Annotated in this window: 17 protein-coding genes, 3 pseudogenes and 1 riboswitch; of the genes and pseudogenes, 15 read left to right on the top strand and 5 right to left on the bottom strand. The window is 45.1% G+C overall.

Annotated elements, in window-relative coordinates; all coding sequences use genetic code 11:
• The first annotated feature begins 37 nt into the window (after positions 1 to 37).
• Entirely contained in the window at positions 38 to 352 is a 315-nt protein-coding gene (gene trxA / locus D8886_RS00590; protein WP_002898369.1) for a thioredoxin, read from the top strand.
• Positions 353 to 518: 166 nt separating this feature from the next.
• Positions 519 to 611, top strand: a riboswitch (glycine riboswitch).
• An 85-nt stretch (positions 612 to 696) separates the two neighbouring features.
• A complete protein-coding gene (locus D8886_RS00595; RefSeq protein WP_125433899.1) occupies positions 697 to 2,034 on the top strand; it encodes an alanine/glycine:cation symporter family protein in 1,338 nt (445 codons plus the stop codon).
• 65 nt (positions 2,035 to 2,099) lie between these two features.
• Here the strand turns inward: D8886_RS00595 and sstT are convergent.
• A pseudogene (gene sstT / locus D8886_RS00600) lies at positions 2,100 to 3,265 on the bottom strand (serine/threonine transporter SstT).
• Between the two features lie 144 nt (positions 3,266 to 3,409).
• Between sstT and D8886_RS00605 the strand changes: the two are divergent.
• The 4 genes from D8886_RS00605 to D8886_RS00620 all read left to right on the top strand — a co-directional run bounded on the left by D8886_RS00605 (position 3,410) and on the right by D8886_RS00620 (position 6,432).
• The gene (locus D8886_RS00605) at positions 3,410 to 4,273 is read left to right on the top strand and encodes a mechanosensitive ion channel family protein (protein ID WP_125433900.1); all 864 of its coding nucleotides are present in this window, start codon (positions 3,410 to 3,412) and stop codon (positions 4,271 to 4,273) included.
• Positions 4,274 to 4,294: 21 nt separating this feature from the next.
• Complete coding sequence (locus D8886_RS00610) at positions 4,295 to 4,924, top strand: DUF4352 domain-containing protein (RefSeq protein WP_125433901.1); 630 nt, start codon at positions 4,295 to 4,297, stop codon at positions 4,922 to 4,924.
• A gap of 174 nt (positions 4,925 to 5,098) precedes the next feature.
• On the top strand, positions 5,099 to 6,001 hold the full coding sequence (locus tag D8886_RS00615; RefSeq protein ID WP_004188786.1) for a DUF2268 domain-containing putative Zn-dependent protease: 903 nt from the start codon (positions 5,099 to 5,101) through the stop codon (positions 5,999 to 6,001).
• 62 nt (positions 6,002 to 6,063) lie between these two features.
• Positions 6,064 to 6,432, top strand: a complete 369-nt coding sequence (locus D8886_RS00620) for an EXLDI protein (RefSeq protein ID WP_125433902.1) — start codon at positions 6,064 to 6,066, stop codon at positions 6,430 to 6,432.
• 56 nt (positions 6,433 to 6,488) lie between these two features.
• Here D8886_RS00620 and D8886_RS00625 read toward each other — a convergent pair.
• The 3 genes and pseudogenes from D8886_RS00625 to gdhA form a co-directional block, all read right to left on the bottom strand.
• Positions 6,489 to 6,638, bottom strand: a pseudogene (locus D8886_RS00625) (NADP oxidoreductase); the annotation flags it as partial.
• 15 nt (positions 6,639 to 6,653) lie between these two features.
• The gene (locus D8886_RS00630) at positions 6,654 to 7,139 is read right to left on the bottom strand and encodes a GNAT family N-acetyltransferase (RefSeq protein ID WP_125433904.1); all 486 of its coding nucleotides are present in this window, start codon (positions 7,137 to 7,139) and stop codon (positions 6,654 to 6,656) included.
• A gap of 31 nt (positions 7,140 to 7,170) precedes the next feature.
• Positions 7,171 to 8,517, bottom strand: a complete 1,347-nt coding sequence (gene gdhA, locus D8886_RS00635; protein WP_125433905.1) for an NADP-specific glutamate dehydrogenase — start codon at positions 8,515 to 8,517, stop codon at positions 7,171 to 7,173.
• A gap of 353 nt (positions 8,518 to 8,870) precedes the next feature.
• On the opposite strand from gdhA, the gene D8886_RS00645 reads away from it, so the two are divergent.
• From D8886_RS00645 to D8886_RS11880, 8 genes are all read left to right on the top strand, one after another.
• Positions 8,871 to 9,809: a dihydroorotate oxidase gene (locus D8886_RS00645; RefSeq protein ID WP_125433906.1), complete on the top strand. Its 939-nt coding sequence runs from the start codon at positions 8,871 to 8,873 to the stop codon at positions 9,807 to 9,809.
• Between the two features lie 163 nt (positions 9,810 to 9,972).
• A complete protein-coding gene (gene msrB, locus D8886_RS00650) occupies positions 9,973 to 10,908 on the top strand; it encodes a peptide-methionine (R)-S-oxide reductase MsrB (protein WP_125433907.1) in 936 nt (311 codons plus the stop codon).
• Between the two features lie 158 nt (positions 10,909 to 11,066).
• A complete protein-coding gene (locus D8886_RS00655; RefSeq protein WP_125433908.1) occupies positions 11,067 to 11,939 on the top strand; it encodes a MetQ/NlpA family ABC transporter substrate-binding protein in 873 nt (290 codons plus the stop codon).
• Positions 11,940 to 12,187: 248 nt separating this feature from the next.
• On the top strand, positions 12,188 to 13,255 hold the full coding sequence (locus D8886_RS00660) for a methionine ABC transporter ATP-binding protein (RefSeq protein WP_125433909.1): 1,068 nt from the start codon (positions 12,188 to 12,190) through the stop codon (positions 13,253 to 13,255).
• Positions 13,255 to 13,947 (top strand): methionine ABC transporter permease, encoded by a 693-nt coding sequence (locus D8886_RS00665; protein ID WP_002898357.1) that lies wholly within the window; start codon positions 13,255 to 13,257, stop codon positions 13,945 to 13,947. The genes D8886_RS00660 and D8886_RS00665 overlap by 1 nt, the downstream gene beginning before the upstream one ends.
• A 136-nt stretch (positions 13,948 to 14,083) precedes the next feature.
• Positions 14,084 to 15,355 (top strand): TRZ/ATZ family protein, encoded by a 1,272-nt coding sequence (locus tag D8886_RS00670; protein WP_125433910.1) that lies wholly within the window; start codon positions 14,084 to 14,086, stop codon positions 15,353 to 15,355.
• A 215-nt stretch (positions 15,356 to 15,570) separates the two neighbouring features.
• Positions 15,571 to 16,953, top strand: coding sequence for a CapA family protein (locus D8886_RS00675; RefSeq protein WP_125433911.1), 1,383 nt, complete (start codon positions 15,571 to 15,573; stop codon positions 16,951 to 16,953).
• 184 nt (positions 16,954 to 17,137) lie between these two features.
• A complete protein-coding gene (locus D8886_RS11880) occupies positions 17,138 to 17,338 on the top strand; it encodes a RhtB family transporter (protein ID WP_125433912.1) in 201 nt (66 codons plus the stop codon).
• Positions 17,339 to 17,490: 152 nt separating this feature from the next.
• Here D8886_RS11880 and D8886_RS00685 read toward each other — a convergent pair whose 3' ends face one another.
• Positions 17,491 to 18,363, bottom strand: a complete 873-nt coding sequence (locus tag D8886_RS00685; RefSeq protein ID WP_049553250.1) for an AraC family transcriptional regulator — start codon at positions 18,361 to 18,363, stop codon at positions 17,491 to 17,493.
• Positions 18,364 to 18,468: 105 nt separating this feature from the next.
• Here D8886_RS00685 and D8886_RS00690 point away from each other — a divergent pair.
• Positions 18,469 to 19,914 (top strand): annotated as a pseudogene (locus tag D8886_RS00690) (glycoside hydrolase family 1 protein).
• The last annotated feature ends 30 nt before the right edge of the window (positions 19,915 to 19,944 follow it).

A 19,944-nucleotide genomic window follows, 5' to 3' on the forward strand; every position in this document is an offset into this window, starting at 1 on the left:
AATGTTATCAAAAGTAAGCAATAAAAGGAGAAGATTTATGGTAGCAGCAGTTACAGATGCAACATTCGCAGAAGAAACAAAAGATGGATTGGTTCTGATTGACTTTTGGGCAACTTGGTGCGGTCCGTGCCGTATGCAGGCACCTATCTTGGAGCAGTTGGCAGGAGAAGTCCATGAGGATGAATTGAAAATCCTTAAAATGGATGTGGATGAAAATCCAAATACGGCCCGTGAATTTGGCATTATGTCCATTCCAACCCTTCTGTTCAAGAAAGATGGTCAAGTCGTGAAGCAAGTCGCAGGTGTTCACACCAAAGACCAGCTCAAGGCAATTATCGCTGAATTAAGCTAAGCAAGAAGCCTTTAGGCTTCTTTTTTGTGCCTAAAAACGTTTACATACTCAAAAATTTTCATAAAATATTGACAAAAAGCGAATGTTCTTTTAGAATAATATAAAATTAATAATCAACACCGAACGAAGTTTTTCAGAAAGGGGCAGGTACCTCTGACTGTGAAATGGACGGAACTCTGGAGAGACCATGAATGGCACCGAAGGGGCAAGGCGGTTTAGAACCGCTCAAACTCTCAGGTAAAAGGACAGAGCGAAGAGGCAGGAATTTCCCTACTCCAGCACATCCAGAGTACATGTTTTGCATGTGCTCTTTCTTTTTCTCGGTGTGAAAAGGAGCTTATATCATGTTGGAAATATTGAATCGTCTGGATTCTTTGGTTTGGGGTCCGCCCCTGCTCATTTTGCTGGTTGGTACCGGTATCTATCTCAGTCTGCGTCTGGGCTTGCTGCAGATTTTTCGACTTCCGCGTGCCTTTCGGCTAATTTTTGTATCAGACGAGGAGCATCAGGGCGATGTCTCTAGCTTTGCGGCTCTCTGTACTGCTCTAGCTGCGACGGTGGGAACGGGAAATATCATAGGAGTGGCAACAGCTATTAAAACCGGTGGACCGGGTGCCCTCTTCTGGATGTGGGTAGCTGCTTTCTTTGGGATGGCGACCAAGTATGCCGAAGGCCTCTTGGCTATCAAGTACCGCCGCAAGGATGCTCATGGAGCCATGGCAGGCGGTCCTATGCACTATATCTTACTAGGAATGGGCGAGAAGTGGCGTCCTCTAGCCATCTTTTTCGCGATAGCTGGTATCTTGGTGGCTCTCTTGGGGATTGGGACCTTTACGCAGGTCAATTCTATTACGGAGGCCATGCAGAATACCATTCAGCTGCCTCCAGCTGTGACAGCTTCTATATTGGCTATTTTAGTAGCTCTGGTTATTTTCAGCGGCATCCAGTCTATTGCTCGAGTATCGACCAAGGTTGTGCCCTTTATGGCGGCGATTTATATCTTGGGCACTATGACTGTCTTAGCGGTCAATCTAGATCGATTACTGCCGGCTCTCCAGCTGGTCTTTAGCTCAGCTTTTAGTCAGACGGCTGCTGTCGGTGGCTTTGCTGGTGCGACCATCCAGATGGCCATTCAAAACGGGGTTGCGCGTGGAGTTTTCTCCAATGAATCTGGCTTGGGGTCAGCGCCCATTGCAGCGGCGGCAGCCCGGACTAAGGAACCGGTAGAACAGGGCTTGATTTCCATGACCGGAACCTTTATCGATACCCTGATTATCTGTAGCCTGACAGGCTTGACGATTTTAATCACAGGAGTCTGGGATGGCAATCTCAACGGTGTGTCCCTGACTCAGGCAGCCTTTGCGAGTGTTTTTGCTAATTTTGGTTCAGTTCTGCTTTCAGTCTTTCTAGTTCTGTTTGCCTTTACGACTATCTTGGGTTGGAACTACTATGGTGAGCGCTGTTTTGAGTTTCTCTTTGGGGTTCGCTATATCCGCGTTTATCGTCTGCTCTTTGTCCTGATGATTGTTCTCGGTGGCTTTGTGGGTCTAGAGGCGGTCTGGATTATTGCAGATATTGTCAACGCCCTCATGGCCTTGCCAAACTTGATTGCCTTATTAGTCTTGTCTCCAATTGTCATCAGTGAGACGAAGAGATATTTTGACAAGCATCGAAAGAATTAATTTTCACACATAAAAAAGCCTTTAGCTTTCCGTAATGATGGAAGTCTAGAGGTTTTTTGTCGAAATTAATAGCGTTTTTCTTTTGGCCAGCTGCTCATCTCGGCCACAGCTGTAAAGAGAACGTCAGTAGAAGAGTTGAGGGCTGTCTCGCAGGAGTCCTGAATGACACCAATAACGAAAGCGACGCTGACTACCTGCATGGCCAAATCATTGGAAATCCCAAAGAGGCTGCAGGCGACTGGAATGAGCAGAAGAGAACCGCCAGCTACGCCGGAAGCCCCACAGGCAGAAATTGCCGCTACAATACTGAGAACTAGAGCCGTGCCAAAATCAACTCTGATACCCAGCGTGTTGACAGCAGCCAAGGTCAGGGTATTGATAGTAATAGCAGCCCCTGCCATGTTGATAGTGGCTCCCAAAGGAATAGAGACCGAGTAGGTCTCTGGATTGAGCCCCAGATCCCGACAGAGTTTCATATTGACGGGGATGTTAGCCGCTGAGCTGCGCGTGAAAAAGGCAGTCACGCCACTGACTCGCAAACAGCGCCAGACCAAGGGATAGGGATTTTTCCGCAGCATGATAAAGGTAATCACAGGATACCATAGCTTTTTAGAGCCTGGAAACCTTTGCCGGAAATGGTCGTGTAGACCAGGCCTAAAATACCCAGAGGGGCTAGATTGATAATCCACTCGACAATCTTAGAAGTGATATCTGCCAAGGTCTGCAGCAGTTCCTTGCTGTGGTGGCTGGCTTCCCGCATGGCAATTCCAAAGATGACAGCCCAGGACAGGATACCGATGTAGTTAGCGGTGATGAGGGCATTGACGGGATTGTCCACCAGCTGAAGCAGAAGATTGCTGAGAACTTGTCCGATTCCATCTGGCGGAGAAACTTCTTGGGAGGACGAAGCTAACTCTATACTAATGGGAAAGAAGAAGTTGATCAGGACCGCTACTAAGGCCGCCGCAAAGGTTCCCAGAAGGTAGAGCAAGATGACTTTTTTCATATTGCTCTTTTGTCCTTTTTGCTGCTGCGACAGGGCGTTTGCCACCAGAGCGAAGACTAGGAGCGGAGCGATAGCCTTGAGGCCGCCAACGAAGATTTGGCCCAGAAGTCCGATGGCTTGTGCTTGGGGGAAGATGACAGCCAGCAGGACACCAATGCCAATACCGATGGAAATCCGCTTGATTAGATTGGTTTTATTCCAAATGGTGATGAAGCGATGGAGCATGTAAGTTCCTTTCTTGTCTTGGATACTTATTTTATTATACGATAGAAAGGGGGGTGAAAGCAACGCTAGGTCGGACTAACCATTCTATGTCCGCGCTGATTGGTCTTTGTGGTATAATGGTAGTAATCTTTTTGGAGGTAGCCTATGTCTAAGACCGGAAATGTCTTTTCCCGCTATATCCAGCAGTTTGACTGGAGCAAGATTGCAGATGACCTTTTTTCCAAGCTGGTCTCTTTACTTCTGCTTTTTATCTTATTTTACATCGTTAAGAAAATCCTGCATTTGTCAGTGACCAAGATCATTGCCCCCTCTCTCAAGCTATCCAAGCAGGATGTAGCCAGACAGAAAACTATCACTCGTCTGATTGAGAATCTGCTTAATTATGTCTTGTATTTCCTCTTGATTTACTGGGTTTTATCCATCTTGGGACTACCGGTTTCCAGCCTTTTAGCTGGTGCCGGAATTGCCGGGGTGGCCATCGGGATGGGAGCCCAGGGCTTCCTGTCGGATCTGGTCAATGGCTTCTTTATCCTTCTCGAGCGACAGTTAGATGTTGGTGACAATGTCCGCCTGACTAACGGTCCTATCAACATCGCTGGAACAGTAATCAGTGTCGGGATTCGGACGACGCAGGTACGGGACGCGGACGGAACGCTTCATTTTGTGCCCAACCGCAATATCATGGTCGTCAGCAATTTGTCTCGAGGAGATATGCGTGTTCTGATTGACATTCCGCTTTATGCCCAGACAGATTTGGACGAGATTTACCGCATTATTTCCAAGGTCAATGAAGAAGCAGTGCCAGAACATCCAGAGATTCTCAAGGAACCGGATGTCTTGGGGCCGCAGATGGCTTCAAATGGCCAGTTCAACTTCCGGATCAGCATGATCGTACAAGGTGGCATGCAGGTTTCCATTTACCATATCTTCTACCGCCTATACCATGAAGCGCTTTTGCGAGAGGGGGTTGAACTTCCGACGCTTGGGCCTCTTACAAAAGGCAAGTAATTATTGATTAGAAAGGTCCATATGAATCAGCGAATTCAGCAGGAAATTGTCAGTGAGGACAATCGTGTTTACCGTTTAAAACGTCCTCTCCACAAGCAGGGGCTCTTTTGGGCAGCTCTGGTGTCTGGTATTATCATCTTTCTTCTGGCCTTGCTCAGCATTCTCCTCGTCATCACTACGATTGGCCTTATGGAGGAAAATGACCATCTCAAGTCTCTCACAGGCTACCATAACTCGCCTTTAGAGACCTATTCCAGCCATGCTTTTGAGAAAACAGTTGAATTTTCCAGTGGACTCAAGGTGACCGTTCATTCGGCAGTAGAAGACAGCAAGAAAGTCATGAGCGATGAGTCGACAGGTGTAGCTGTCGTTGCGACAATCACGGTTGAAAACACTTCTAAAAAGCCCATTCTGGTCAGTCCTTATGACTTTGGACTTTATGACAAGAAGGAAAATGTTTATATTTTGGACGGCTCAACCTTTGACAATACACAAATCGGCACCAATCTGGCGCCAGGCAAGTCTATCCGCTTTGACTTGGTATTTGACGGGGAAGGCGGCGATGAGGATACCTATACCGTAACCTACGACAATGCTAAGTGGCAAAAGGAGAAAAGCAAGCCAAAGCAAGAGAAAAAGAAGGAGCAGTAGGGAAAATTATCCTATTACTCTAATACCTTTGCTACTTTCCGCACCCAGATTTGAAAGTGGAGGCAGCAAATGTTATAGATGAGAGAGGATTTGAGACAAAAGTTTCAAATCTTTTTCTTGACCCTGACCTTAGGGGAGGGTGTATACTAGTGAAAACTAGAAAAGGAGATCACTATGCAAATTAATATTATTCGCTCTGATAAAGTTTATCAGGAGCTGCTTGAACTTCCATTTGATAAAAGGGAGGGCTGTTTTCGAGCGAAAATACTCGCTCCATTTGCTCCTAAATACCAAACTCAGCACATTCCTTTAAAAGCGAAGTATCCTGGAGGATTTGATGCTCTATTTCTACTTGGCTTTATGAATCAGCTGCCTGGAACTCTGTCGGAAAAGGATAGACCAGCTATCGACTCTCTGAGCTCTGATCAACTCTGGCAAGACTGCCAAGATACCATTAAAAGGAGTATCGGTCTTTTCGAGCAGGCTGGCTATGACTTAGAGGTTGAGGCTTATCATTTTACTATTTTATTAGGCAATCCAGAAAAGGCTATGCTCCAGCTCAATAAGGGTTACAGTGGAGATGGCGGGATTCCAGGCTACCTCATGCTTAGTCTACTACCAAATGACTATACTTTGCCACGTGTGCAGGCGGCGCTGGCCCATGAGTGCAACCATAATGTCCGCTTCCAATTTATCAAATGGAACCAGCAGACGACCTTAGCAGACTGGGTAGTCAGTGAGGGGTTGGCAGAGTCTTTTGCTGCTGAGCTCTATGGCAAGGAGCTCATCGGACCCTGGGTCACTTCAACCAGTCCAGAGCAATTAGAGGAGATTAAGCCTATCATCTCAAGCCAGCTTCAGCTAACGGGGATGGCGGAAATGGCTCCTTATCTCTACGGTGATGAAATCGCTGAGATTCAAGGTCAAATACCAGTCGGTATGCCTTATGCTGCGGGTTATGCTTATGGCTATCATCTGATACAAGCCTATCTAAAAAATACTGGCAAGAGCATTATTGAGGCCACAGTAACACCGACGGCAGAGATTTTAGAGGCGACTAAAGACTTTTGGAAATGACGCTTTTGCTTGAAAATCTGCCAGAACCTGATATAATGTAGGTGATTTCTGGAGGTATCAGTATGCATTATAAAAGAGTCGAATTGAAAGTTACAAATCAAGGTATCCATGAGCGAAAGATTTTTCAAGGTGTCAAGATTTTCAATCGTAGCAAGCTGTCCAAAGATCAGAAAAGCATTCTAACACAGAAGCTTTACCTGACACCGAAGCAAAACATCGTTTACTATCAGCGAACAGATGTCAATTATGACCAGGGCTGGCATCATAATAAGGACTATTACGAACTAGCTTATGACCAGTTGGACAGAGAAACAGTCTTTAAGGTTTGTCAAGATTTTGACGAACTAAGTCCTTTTCTGGAGAATGAGCTGCTGGAGAAGCTAAAAGAAAAGCAGTCAGCAGGCAAATTTTTTGAAAAATTAGATATATAAAAATCCGACCGCTTTTATAAGCAGTCGGATTTCTTTGAGTTCTAGTTAAATAGTATTTAAACAGGACCTTGGGCAATCATAGCGTTGGCTACGTTTTCGAAGGTAGCAATGTTAGCACCAGCCAAGTAGTCTTTGCCAAGTCCGTAAGTTTCAGCGGTCGTTTTAGCTGTGTTGAGGATGTTGGTCATGATGTTCTTGAGACAGCCAGGGTATACCGACATCTATTCATCTGATAAGAGGGATTTTATCATCCAGATATTCATAGCTGGGTGGCCGGCAGCGTTCGAAATTGGTTGTTGCAGTGATGTAAAACCATAGTGTTGATAGACGGCCACGGCCGTAGCCAGTTCAGTAGTGGTTTCTAGATAAAGCTGTTCATAACCTGCTAGGCGGGCTTCTTGGAATATCTGCTTTATCAGCTGACTGGAATAACCTTTGCCACGACTGTTTTTAGTGACATACAGTTTTTGTAATTCAGCAATTTTATCAGACACAGGTGCAAAACCACCGCAGCCAACGAGATGACCTTCGTCTTCCAGAACAAAGTAAGCTGCCCTCTCTTGATGTTGATAATAGTCGGCCAAATGATCTAGATGAGAATCAAAGTAGACAGTTCCTGGTTTGTCAAGCCCGAATTCTTCTAGACTGGCTCGAATGAGCTGCGCTACAGCTGGATTGTCTCTCACTTCCATTGGCCGTAAGTTCATGATTTGTCCTCCGATAGGATGTATCGACTAGTTAAACAATACCTTGGGCAATCATAGCGTTGGCTACGTTTTCGAAAGCAGCAATGTTAGCACCAGCCAGGTAGTCTTTGCCAAGTCCGTAAGTTTCAGCAGTAGTCTTAGCTGTGTTGAAGATGTTTGTCATGATGTCCTTGAGGCGGCCGTCAACTTCTTCGCGAGTCCATGACAGACGAAGGCTGTTTTGGCTCATTTCAAGGGCAGATACTGCTACACCACCAGCATTGGCAGCTTTGGCAGGTCCGTAGAAGATACCATTCTCTTTGTAAACTGCGATAGCATCCAGGTCGCTAGGCATATTGGCACCTTCAGATACACAGATAACACCTTGAGCAACTAAGCGTTTAGCTGCTTCACCGTTGATTTCATTTTGAGTCGCACATGGCAAAGCAATATCATATTTACCAGCGTAAGACCATACAGAACCTTCATGGTAAGTAGCAGTTGCTTTTTCAGCAGCATATTCTGTCAAGCGAGCGCGGCGTTTTTCTTTGACATCAACCAAAAGATCAAAGTCAATACCGTTTTCATCGATGACATAACCGTTTGAATCAGATACAGAGATAACAGTTGCACCGAGTTCAGTTGCTTTTTGAAGAGCATATTGGGCTACGTTACCAGAACCCGAAATAACCACCTTCTTGCCAGCAAAGCTTTGGCCGTTGGCCTTGAGCATTTCTTCGGTATAGTAAACCAAGCCGTAGCCAGTTGCTTCTGGACGAATCAAGCTGCCACCAAATCCAAGGGGTTTACCAGTCAAGACACCAGCGTCGAATTGATTGAGGCGTTTGTATTGGCCATAGAGGTAGCCGATTTCACGTCCGCCAACACCAATATCACCAGCTGGAACGTCAAGAGATGGGCCGATGTGTTTTTGCAATTCAGTCATGAAGCTTTGACAGAAACGCATCACTTCAGCATCTGTCTTGCCTTTTGGATCAAAGTCAGATCCACCTTTACCACCGCCGATTGGCAGGCCAGTCAAGACGTTTTTAAAGATTTGTTCAAATCCGAGGAATTTCAAGATCCCTTGGTTTACAGTCGGGTGGAAACGAAGACCGCCTTTATAAGGGCCAACTGCTGAGTTAAATTGTACGCGGTAACCACGGTTAACTTGTACTTTACCTTCGCGGTCTACCCAAGGAACACGGAAGCTGATAATGCGCTCAGGCTCCGTAATACGCGCTAGGATGTTTTCTTCAATGTATTCTGGGTGTTTTTCAAAAACGGGCTCCAGGGTATTGAGAAACTCTTCAACAGCTTGGAGGAATTCGGCCTCATGTCCGTTGCGTGCTTTTACGGTCTCGAAAGTGCTTTGGATATATTCTTTAGCAGTTGTCATCTGTCATTCTCCTTTAAATAAAATAGTAAACCATCTTGTCGGAAGCTGTTTGCAGCTTGTATGACGAGGATGTGTTTAAAACTTTAAAACAGACATCTTTTAAATGTCATATTTTATTACATGGAACATTATAGCAGACTTTTTTTCCCTTGTAAAGAAAAAAGTTGAATTTTCTAAAAATTTCCACAATTTATTTTCTGAAATATTTCAGAAAGTCGACCAATCGAACTGGATATTTTCCGAACGTTAGTCAGGAATTGCCGGTTAAAAAAACGAAAAAGTGGAGTTTGGTGATATAATAGGGGAAATGAGCTAAAGGCACTCGCCTTCAGAAGAAAAAGGAGCGTTTTACTATGGTTTCGACATCTACACAAATTGCTGGTTTTGATTTTGATAACTGCCTGATGAATGCAGCTGGGGTTGCCTGCATGACAAAAGAGGAACTGGCGGAAGTCAAAGATTCTGCTGCGGGAACCTTTGTGACCAAGACGGCGACGCTGGAATTTCGTCAGGGAAACCCAGAGCCACGATATCAGGATGTTCCGCTTNGCTCTATCAACTCCATGGGCTTGCCCAACAATGGTTTAGACTACTATCTTGAATACCTGCTGGAACTCCAGGAAAGCGAACCAAATCGCACTTTCTTCCTCTCTTTGGTCGGTATGTCGCCAGAAGAAACCCATACCATTCTTAAGAAAGTGCAGGTAAGTGACTTTAAAGGTATTACTGAGCTCAATCTTTCCTGTCCCAATGTCCCTGGCAAACCGCAGATTGCCTATGACTTTGAAACGACGGAAAAAATCTTGTCAGAAGTTTTTGCTTATTTCACCAAGCCCCTAGGAATCAAACTGCCTCCTTATTTTGACATCGTGCATTTTGACCAGGCCGCTGCGATTTTTAACAAATATCCGCTCAAGTTTGTCAATTGTGTAAACTCTATCGGAAATGGTCTTTATATAGAAGATGAGTCAGTGGTCATTCGTCCGAAAAATGGCTTTGGAGGTATCGGAGGTCAGTATATCAAGCCGACTGCTCTGGCCAATGTCCATGCATTTTACCAACGTCTGAAACCGGAAATCCAAATCATCGGAACTGGAGGTGTCCTGACTGGCCGCGATGCCTTTGAGCATATCCTCTGTGGAGCCAGTATGGTGCAGGTAGGAACAACCCTTCATAAAGAAGGAGTCGCAGCCTTCGAGCGAATCACTGCAGAACTCAAGGCTATTATGGAAGAAAAAGGCTATGAAAGCCTGGAAGATTTCCGAGGAAAATTGAAGTATATTGAGGGGTAATCTTCTATACAAGAGTTGTTGTGATTTGAAATGAAGAAGATGCCTGGGTTGATGTTGATTGCAAGCCAGCTTTTTCATATCATTTTGAAGAAAGTTCTAATCAAATTGCTATAATTTCGACTCCTTTTATGAGAAAATAGTCGCAAAGAAATGAGGTGTTTTTATGGCAGAAATTTATTTAGCAGGTGGGTGCTTCTGGGGGTTGGAAGATTACTTCTCCCGCATTGAAGGTGTTAAGAAAACGTCAGTAGGCTATGCCAATGGCCAGGTGGAATCAACCAACTACCAGCTGATTCATCAGACGGATCATGCAGAGACGGTTCATCTGATTTATGATGAAGAGCGGGTCAGTCTGCGGGAAATCCTACTCTATTATTTCCGAGTTATTGATCCTCTGTCAGTCAATAAGCAGGGAAATGATGTAGGACGTCAGTATCGGACGGGCGTTTACTATACAGATGAAGCAGATAGAGTAGTTATAGAACAAGTCTTTGCTGAGCAGGAAAAGCAGCTGGGTCAAAAGATTGCTGTTGAGCTAGAGCCTTTGCGCCACTATGTCCGAGCTGAAGACTATCATCAGGATTATCTCAAGAAAAATCCCGGCGGCTACTGCCACATCAATGTCAATGACGCCTATCAGCCCTTGGTCGATCCTGGTCAGTACGAGAAACCTACTGATGAGGAACTGAAAGAGCAGCTGACGGAAGAGCAGTACCAGGTGACACAGCTTAGTGCAACAGAGCGTCCTTTCCAAAATGCCTACAATGCCACTTTTGAAGAAGGAATTTATGTAGATGTGACGACTGGTGAGCCCCTCTTTTTTGCTGGTGACAAGTTTGAATCTGGCTGCGGCTGGCCTAGCTTTAGCCGGCCTATTGCCAGAGAAGTTCTGCGATATTATGAAGATAAGAGCCATGGCATGGAGCGTATCGAAGTGCGCAGCCGTTCTGGCAATGCCCATCTGGGGCATGTCTTTACTGACGGCCCAGAAGCAGCAGGAGGCCTACGTTACTGTATCAACTCAGCTGCTCTGCGATTTATTCCAAAAGAAAAAATGGAAGCAGAAGGATACGGCTATCTGCTGACCTTCATGCAGTAAAAGGGCATGAAATCAACTCAAATGCTTCAATCCGTTATATAAATTTTTTATCACGGCGATAAATTATTTATATAAGCCAAGTCTCCTTGAACATGGTAAAATGAGAAGTAATCTTATAGAATAGAAGATTTAGAATTTTATCCATTAAAGGAGAATAAATGATGAATTTGAAAAAAATCTTTTCAGTAGGCTTAGTAGGCCTTGCAGCCTTGGGTTTGGCAGCTTGCGGAGCTTCTTCTAGTAAGGAGAGCAAATCAGCAGACGGCCCAGTAACCGTCAAGGTTGGGGTAATGAGCCTGAGTGATACAGAAGAAGCGCGTTGGAACAAGGTTCAAGAGATTCTTGACAAAGAAAATGCAGGCGTGAAATTGGAGTATACGCAGTTTACCGACTACTCTCAGCCTAACCAAGCTCTGCTTGACGGTGATGTGGATATCAACGCTTTCCAACATTACAACTTCCTTGAAAACTGGAACAAAGAGAAGGGAGCAGACCTTGTGTCTGTTGCGGATACCTATATCGCACCGATTCGTCTTTACTCTGGTACCAAGGACGGCAAAAATAAATATACAGATGTGAAAGACATCCCAGAAAATGGTACGATTGCCGTTCCAAATGATGCGACAAATGAGAGCCGCGCCCTTTATCTTCTTGAATCAGCTGGCTTGATTAAGCTTGATGTTAAAGGTAAGGAACTTGCGACTGTTGCCAACATCAAAGAAAACAAGAAGAATCTGACAATTTCTGAGTTGGATGCTTCTCAAACACCAGCTTCTCTGACTTCAGCAGATGCTGCAGTTGTCAATAATACTTTCGTTCGTGAAGCAGGCATTGACTACAAGAAGGCCCTCTTCAAAGAAGAAGCCAATGAAAACTCAAAACAATGGTATAACCTGATTGCAGCGAAAGCAGATTGGAAGAAATCAGACAAGGCTGACGCGATTGAAAAAATTATCAAGGCTTACCATACTGATGAAGTGAAAAAAGTTATCGAAGAATCATCAGATGGTATGGATCAGCCAGTTTGGTAATTTTTACCAGCAGAAAGTCATTGTATTGAATAAACGAAATGATTAAGAAGGGCGGAGAATAGCTTCTCCAGCCCTTTATCTGCTATTATGGTCATTTAGTTTGAACAGTATCTGGCTTTGGGTTAGGTCGGTAAAGATTGCGGCTTGTGGCATCACATTTCCCTAGTCAAGCGACAGGCGGAAAGCAAATTAAAAGGCTATAGTGGCTAAATCTCATATTGGACAAATCAAGGAGTGAATCGGAAATTATGGGCAAAGAAATTATCAAATTGGATCACATTGATGTCGTTTTTAATCAAAAAAAGCAAGACATTAGGGCCGTAGAAGATGTGACCATTCATATTAATCAGGGAGATATTTATGGAATTGTAGGCTATTCTGGTGCCGGAAAGTCTACTCTGGTCCGTGTCATTAACTTGCTGCAGGTGCCGTCTGCCGGTAAGATTACGGTGGATGATACGGTTTTCTATGATCATCATCAGGTTCAGCTTACTGCAGCTGAGCTACGCCAAAAGCGTAAGGATATTGGAATGATTTTCCAGCATTTTAACCTCATGGCACAGATGACAGCCAAGGAAAATGTTGCCTTTGCGCTCAAGCATTCACCTTTATCAGCTGCTGAAAAAGAGAAGAAAGTTCATACACTTTTAGACTTGGTAGGCTTAGCAGATCGGGCGGACAATTATCCTGCCCAGCTGTCTGGCGGTCAGAAGCAGCGGGTGGCTATTGCGCGGGCCTTGGCCAATGATCCCAAAATCCTAATCTCGGACGAGTCCACATCCGCTCTGGATCCTAAGACGACCAAGCAGATTCTGGCTTTATTGCAGGATTTGAATCAAAAATTAGGCCTGACTATTGTCCTCATTACCCACGAAATGCAGATTGTCAAGGACATTGCTAACCGGGTAGCAGTCATGCAGAATGGTCGGCTGATTGAGGAAGGCTCAGTTCTGGATATTTTCTCTAATCCCAAGAATGAGCTGACCCAAGATTTCATTACGACCGCAACCGGTATCAATGAGGCCATGATCAAAATCAACCAGCAAAAGATTGTGCAAAAACTGCCGGAAAGTTCCATTCTGGCCCACCTGAAATATTCAGGTGTGGTGACGGACACAGCCATTATAAACGACATTTACAAGCAGTATCAAATATCTGCCAATATTCTTCACGCCAATATTGAGATTTTAGATCATGTACCGGTCGGAGAAATGGTCGTTATCTTATCTGGAGAGACCAAGCAACTGGCGGCGGTGCAGGAAAGTCTGCGCGAAGCAGGAGTAGAGCTGCATGTTCTGAAAGAAAGGAGTAACTAATGCTACAGCTGATTCAACAATTTATGCCCAATGTTTATAGAATGGGCTGGTCTGGGCAGGCTGGCTGGGGAACAGCTATTTACCTGACTCTGTATATGACTATCATTCCTTTCTTTATCGGAGGGATTCTAGGCTTTATCGCTGGTCTCTTACTCGTCTTGACAGGGCCGAGAGGTATTTTGGAAAATAGACTTGTCTTTTTCGTCCTAGATAAGGTTACCTCTATCTTCCGAGCGATTCCTTTCATCATTCTCCTAGCCCTTATCAATCCCTTTACTCGGATTATTGTAGGAACTGGGATTGGACCGACTGCGGCCTTGGTGCCTCTCTCGCTGGCTGTCTTTCCTTTCTTTGCCCGTCAGGTTCAGGTGGTCTTATCCGAACTAGACCGAGGAGTCATTGAAGCAGCGCAGGCTAGTGGAGCAACCTTCTGGGACATTGTCGGTGTTTACCTGCGGGAAGGTCTGCCGGACTTGATTCGTGTGACGACTGTTACACTCATCTCTCTGGTTGGGGAGACCGCTATGGCTGGAGCGATTGGTGCCGGTGGACTGGGAAATGTTGCCCTGACTTATGGTTATCAGCGTTTCAACCATGATGTGACTATTCTTGCGACCATTCTTATTTTGCTGCTCATCTTCTTTATTCAGTTTGTTGGGGATTTCCTGACACGGAAGATTAGTCATAGATAATGATTAACAACTAGGGCCTCAGCTGGGGCTCTTTTTATGCCATGATTTTATAAAAAGACTTGCACAATTAGATTAGGCTTGTTATAATAGCTAAAATCTCTTGAAACCAAGTGTTGGGAAAGTGAGGATATGGCGGATGAAAGCTTATACAAGTGTCAATCTGGTGACCTGTGACAGCGCATTTCATGTTTACCGGGAGGGGCTGTTGGTGGTTGAGGACGACCGCATTGCCTACTGCGGTCCCTATGATGAAAACTGGCTAGGGAAATGCAGTGAAACAGTGGATTATGAAGGTGCTTGGATCATGCCAGGGCTGGTTAACTGTCATACTCACTCGGCCATGACCTTGCTGCGCGGAATTCGTGATGACAGTAATCTGCATGAATGGCTGGAGGACTATATCTGGCCAGCAGAAAGTCAATTCACGGAGGATCTAACGACCCAGGCTGTCCAGCTGGCTCTAGCTGAAATGCTGCAGTCAGGAACAACGACTTTTAACGACATGTATAATCCTCAGGGAGTGGAGATTGACCGAATTTATCAGACTGTGCGGCAGTCTGGTATGCGCTGCTATTTCTCACCAACTCTCTTTAGCTCAGGGTCGGAAACAGCAGAAGAGACTCTGGCACGTACTCGGACCATTATTGAGAAAATTCGCTCCTATGATGATGAAGATTTTCAGGTCATGGTGGCGCCTCATTCGCCTTATGCCTGTGACGAAGCTCTGCTCAAGGGCAGTCTTGAGTTAGCGCGTGAGCTGGATTTGAAGCTTCATATCCATGTGGCGGAGACACAGGAAGAAAATAAAATTATTCTGGAGCGCTATGGTAAACGGCCTCTGGCTTTCTTAAAAGGCCTGGGCTACTTAGAGCAGCCAGCCATTTTTGCTCACGGAGTTGAACTGAATCCGTCAGAAATTGCGGATTTAGCGGCTTCACCAGTCAGCATCGCCCACAATCCTATCAGCAACCTCAAGCTGGCTTCTGGAGTAGCTCCGGTGACGGACTTATTAGCCGCTGGAGTGACCGTTGGCCTAGCGACGGACTCTGTCGCTTCCAATAATAATCTGGATATGTTTGAAGAAGGTCGGACAGCTGCCCTCCTCCAGAAGATGCGGGCAGGAGATGCGACTCAGTTTACTATTGAGCAGGCCTTGAAAACTTTGACTATTGAGGGAGCCAAGGCGCTGGGATTAGAGAAGAAAATCGGCAGTCTGGAAACGGGGAAACAAGCCGATTTCATTGTCATTCAACCTAAGGGACGACTTCATCTCTATCCTTTGGAAAATATGCTGTCGCACCTAGTATACGCAGTCAAGGGCAGCGATGTTCAGGATGTCTACATTGCAGGGCGACAGGTTGTCCGAGACGGCCAAGTGCTGACGGTAGATCTAGGAAGTTTTGGGTAAGAATGAAAGCCGAGTTTCAGCTCGTTGATCAGCTCTTAGAATTGAAAAAATAGAAAATGGAGCAGGAGAATGGGAGAGATTGCCGCAATTTGAAGATTGTAGCATGCTTCTCCCAGTTCCTGCTTTTTGCTTTCCTTTTCTTTTGACAGTAAAAATAGTACAATATAGTAAAGATTGATGTGCTGTTATCAAGCAAGAAAAAGCGGAGAGATGCGATGGATAAAAAATTTCTTTGGGAGAAGATTCAGACTTTTTTTCAGGAACTTTGGAAAAAGATATCGGGTTTTGCTGCAGAGCATACTCTCCTGCCAGATGCCTACCAAGCTTGGCGGGATTGGATTAAGAAGTTGCCGCTTCCTCGTCCTAAGTTCTTTCAAAAACAGCTTAGCAATCGGCAGTTTGTCGGAGTGCTTTTGACAGTTGTTGGGATGTCAGCCGGCTTAATTCTGCTGTCAGAGCATTTACCTGACTTCAGCTTTTCCTTCCCTGCAAAGAAAGAGCAGCAGACGGATCCCTCTCGGAATCAAACGGTTCGTATCATGGCGACTGGGGATTTGCTTTATCACGACGGCCTTTATCTAAGTGCTCAGAAAGAAGATGGAACTTATGATTTTTCTGAGAATTTCCACTATGCTAAGGAATGGCTTCGGCAGGGAGACTTGGTCTTAGGGGACTTTGAAGGCACGATTCGGCCGGACTATCCATTGAATGGCTATCCGCTCTTTAATGCTCCAGAAGCCGTAGTTCCAGCCATCAAGGATGCCGGCTATCAGGTGATGGATCTGGCTCATAATCACATTTTAGACTCTGGCTTGGAGGGAGTTTTCACTACAGCTCAGGCTTTTGAAAAAGAGGGAATCACTTCTATCGGTGTTTATCCGCATGAAAGCCGCAGTCAGGCACCGATTTTGATAAAGGAAGTCAAAGGCATTAAGATCGCACTGCTGGCTTACTCCTATGGTTACAATGGTATGGAGGGGCTTCTCAGTCAGGAAGATTATGATGCTCGCCTATCCGATCTGGATGAAGAAAAGATGCGGGCCGAGATTGAGCGGGCAGAAAAGGAAGCAGATATTACAGTCGTCATGCCTCAGATGGGGATAGAGTACCAGCTAGAGCCGACCGAGGAGCAGATGACCCTCTACCATAAAATGATTGACTGGGGAGCAGATATCGTCTTTGGGGGCCATCCGCATGTGGTTCAGCCAGCTGAGATTTTAGAGAAAGATGGCCAGAAGAAGCTGATTATGTATTCTATGGGGAATTTCATTTCTAATCAGCGCATCGAAACCATGGAGGAGATTGAAAATGCTCATTGGACTGAGCGCGGAGTGCTGATGGATGTTACCATTGAAAAGACACCAAAGGGCACGCAGATAAAAAGTGCTCAGGCTCATCCGAGCTGGGTCAGCCGAGTTGAAAAGGGCGCTACTTCAGCAGACGGCTCTCCTTTATACACTTACCAAACCTGGATTTTGGATGACTTTATCGAAGGCGGCAAGTATCGAGACAAACTGGACCAAGAAACCAGAGCACGGATTGATACCGCCTATCAGGAAATGAATTCTCATGTTGGACTGAATTGGCCGGGGCAATAAATTGTTTGAATATGAGTTTAGCCAGATTGGATTTTCCAATCTGGTTTTTGATGTTTTGAAATTGAGGACTTNGTTATAATTAAAAAGGATTATAGAACTGTTAATGAATGAAACAGACCGCTTTCGAGCTCGTCTATCATTTTGATTTATTTTATTAGAAAGAAAATGAAATGCAATTTGGTTTGTGGATACTTTTGTATGTTATACCCATGTTTATCTTGTTTTTGTTGCTAGTGTGCTCCCTGGTCTTGCTGGTTTTCTGCCTGTTTTTGCGGAGAAATTTCTTCAAGGAAAAGCAGGGGCGCTATTTATTGCTAGCTATCTTTTGGTTAGGACTCTTCAATCTCCTGCTGAACTTGCTAGTATAGAAACGATGAGGTCGTAATGACAACAATCGAAACACTTAGGTCTTAGCTGACTTATATGTAAAAAGATACTATTATTTCTGTCCTTCTTGTGAAATTAGCATAAAAAAACGAATACCCTCAGCATATTTTGGTTAGCAGGTATTCGTTTTTTATTTTCTATTTTAGCGCTTCATTTCTTCCGATACTGGCTTGGTGTCATTTGGTAGTATTTTTTAAACTGGCGGTTGAAGTTGGACAGGTTATTAAAGCCTGCTTGGCTGGAGATTTCCAGAACAGAGAGGTTAGAGTGCTGCAGGAGTTCGGCCGCCTTGCGCAGGCGGAATTGGATCAGGTACTCAATGCAGGAAACGCCCAGATGCTTCTTGAAGAAGTTCATGAAATGGGTGGAGCTGTAGCCGCAAATGCCAGCCAGTTGGTCAATGTTCAAGTCTTCTTGGTAGTGAGCATTGATGTAGTCGATGATGGAGCGGATTTTTTCTTCCTTGCGATAGCCTTCTGGTGATAGGTCTTTGGAAATGACATAGCCGTTCTCAAAGAGCAGGTAGAAGAGCTGGTTGAGCTGGGCTTTGAGCTGAAACTCGTAGTGAGATTTGCGGAAATAGCCTGTTTCCATAGCTGCTAAGAGGCACTGACGAATCTCCGTATAGGCTGTATCATTGGGCTTGATAACATGAGTCAAGTCCAGCTGACCATTGTAGAGGGGCTGCAGATAGTTGATGCTAGCCTGATCCATGGCAGAGTAGCCCATCAAATCCAGATGAAAATTAATGGCGTCCATATAATGGCGCTCGTCGTTGATGGGGTGAATGGAGTGCAGGGCATTGGGACGAATCAGGATAATATCACCTTTTTCGCTGTTAAAGTAGTCGTCGTCAATATGAAATTGTGCTTTTCCTTCGTGGACATAAATCATTTCAACATCGGTATGCCAGTGGAAAAGAATATCTGGATGACCATTTTCAGTGATGGTGCGGGTCAGAGAATAAGGGGTTCCTTGGTTTTTAAAAACGGTATTTTTATGTAGTTGGCCTAAATCAATCATGGGGACACTCTTTCATAGAATAGTACAATTTATTAAGATAATTGTGTTAGAAAATATGTTTGACAACTATTATAATATAAATATAAAAAAAACGAAAGCGAGAAAATGCAAATGGGTAAATTTCCGCAGAATTTCCTCTGGGGCGGTGCAACTGCAGCTAACCAGTATGAAGGCGCCTATAATTTGGATGGAAAAGGCCTGTCTGTTCAGGATGTGACTCCAAAAGGCGGAGTGCCAGCCAAGCCAGGTGACCGCAATCCTTTGATTACCGAGGGGCCGACACCAGATAATCTCAAGCTGGAAGGGATTGATTTCTATCATCGCTATAAGGAGGACGTTGCTCTCTTTGCTGAGATGGGCTTCAAGGTCTACCGGACTTCCATTGCCTGGTCTCGGATTTTCCCAAACGGAGACGAGCCGGAGCCCAATGAAGCTGGTCTGCAATTCTACGACGATCTCTTTGATGAGCTGGCTAAATATGGCATTGAGCCTCTGATTACCCTCTCTCACTATGAAACGCCCCTGCATTTGGCTCGTCAGTACAATGGTTGGGCCAACCGCGATTTGATTGGCTTCTACGAGCGCTATGTCCGCACGGTTTTTACCCGCTACAAGGATAAGGTCAAGTATTGGCTGACCTTTAATGAAATCAACTCTGTTCTCCATGCGCCTTTTATGAGCGGAGGCATTGCCACGCCAGCTGAAGAACTATCCAAGCAGGACCTTTATCAAGCAGTTCATCATGAGCTGGTGGCGTCTGCCTTGGCAACGAAGATTGGTCATGAGATTAATCCTGATTTTAAGATTGGCTGTATGGTTCTGGCCATGCCGGCTTATCCCATGACGCCTAAGCCTGAAGATGTGCTGGCAGCTCGGGAATTTGAAAATCAAAACTATCTCTTCTCTGATATCCATGCGCGTGGGAAATATCCAGCCTATATCAATCGTTTCTTCAAGGAGAATGGGATTGAGATTCAGTTTGCGCCGGGCGACAAAGAGCTTTTAGCTGAAAATACTGTAGACTTTATTTCCTTCTCCTACTATATGAGTGTGGTTGCGGCTCATGATCCGGAAAATTATTCTTCCGGCTGAGGCAATCTTTTAGGTGGTATCCTAAATCCTCATCTGGCTAGTTCAGAATGGGGCTGGCAGATTGACCCAGTCGGCTTGCGCTTGGTACTAAATAGCTTTTATGACCGCTATCAGCTGCCTCTCTTCATTGTGGAAAATGGTCTCGGTGCCAAGGATGTCTTGGTGGAGGGTCCAACTGGCCCAACGGTTGAAGATGACTACCGCATTGATTATCTCAAACAGCACTTGCAGCAGGTAGGAGAAGCGCTGGAAGATGGCGTACAACTCCTTGGATACACGACTTGGGGCTGTATTGACCTGGTCTCAGCCAGCACGGCAGAGCTCAGCAAACGTTACGGCTTTATCTACGTTGACCGCAACGATGACGGTAGCGGAACTCTAGCCCGTTATAAGAAAAAATCTTTTGATTGGTACAAAGAAGTCATTGCGACGAATGGAGACAGCCTCTATCAGGATTGAATGACTTAAACAAAATAGAATGGCTCCTTA

The organism is Streptococcus sanguinis (assembly GCF_003943655.1).
Classification (GTDB): domain Bacteria; phylum Bacillota; class Bacilli; order Lactobacillales; family Streptococcaceae; genus Streptococcus; species Streptococcus sanguinis_F.

What these genes read in the sequence shown, in the direction of transcription:
- D8886_RS00595 (WP_125433899.1), top strand. Translation starts at nt 697, where the DNA reads ATGTTGGAAATATTGAATCGTCTGGATTCTTTGGTTTGGGGTCCGCCC.
- msrB (WP_125433907.1), top strand. Translation starts at nt 9,973, where the DNA reads ATGGCAGAAATTTATTTAGCAGGTGGGTGCTTCTGGGGGTTGGAAGAT.
- D8886_RS00675 (WP_125433911.1), top strand. Translation starts at nt 15,571, where the DNA reads ATGGATAAAAAATTTCTTTGGGAGAAGATTCAGACTTTTTTTCAGGAA.
- D8886_RS00630 (WP_125433904.1), bottom strand. Translation starts at nt 7,139, where the DNA reads ATGAACTTACGGCCAATGGAAGTGAGAGACAATCCAGCTGTAGCGCAG.
- D8886_RS00665 (WP_002898357.1), top strand. Translation starts at nt 13,255, where the DNA reads ATGCTACAGCTGATTCAACAATTTATGCCCAATGTTTATAGAATGGGC.
- trxA (WP_002898369.1), top strand. Translation starts at nt 38, where the DNA reads ATGGTAGCAGCAGTTACAGATGCAACATTCGCAGAAGAAACAAAAGAT.
- gdhA (WP_125433905.1), bottom strand. Translation starts at nt 8,517, where the DNA reads ATGACAACTGCTAAAGAATATATCCAAAGCACTTTCGAGACCGTAAAA.
- D8886_RS00660 (WP_125433909.1), top strand. Translation starts at nt 12,188, where the DNA reads ATGGGCAAAGAAATTATCAAATTGGATCACATTGATGTCGTTTTTAAT.
- D8886_RS00670 (WP_125433910.1), top strand. Translation starts at nt 14,084, where the DNA reads ATGAAAGCTTATACAAGTGTCAATCTGGTGACCTGTGACAGCGCATTT.
- D8886_RS00685 (WP_049553250.1), bottom strand. Translation starts at nt 18,363, where the DNA reads ATGATTGATTTAGGCCAACTACATAAAAATACCGTTTTTAAAAACCAA.
- D8886_RS00610 (WP_125433901.1), top strand. Translation starts at nt 4,295, where the DNA reads ATGAATCAGCGAATTCAGCAGGAAATTGTCAGTGAGGACAATCGTGTT.
- D8886_RS00620 (WP_125433902.1), top strand. Translation starts at nt 6,064, where the DNA reads ATGCATTATAAAAGAGTCGAATTGAAAGTTACAAATCAAGGTATCCAT.
- D8886_RS00655 (WP_125433908.1), top strand. Translation starts at nt 11,067, where the DNA reads ATGATGAATTTGAAAAAAATCTTTTCAGTAGGCTTAGTAGGCCTTGCA.
- D8886_RS00605 (WP_125433900.1), top strand. Translation starts at nt 3,410, where the DNA reads ATGTCTAAGACCGGAAATGTCTTTTCCCGCTATATCCAGCAGTTTGAC.
- D8886_RS00615 (WP_004188786.1), top strand. Translation starts at nt 5,099, where the DNA reads ATGCAAATTAATATTATTCGCTCTGATAAAGTTTATCAGGAGCTGCTT.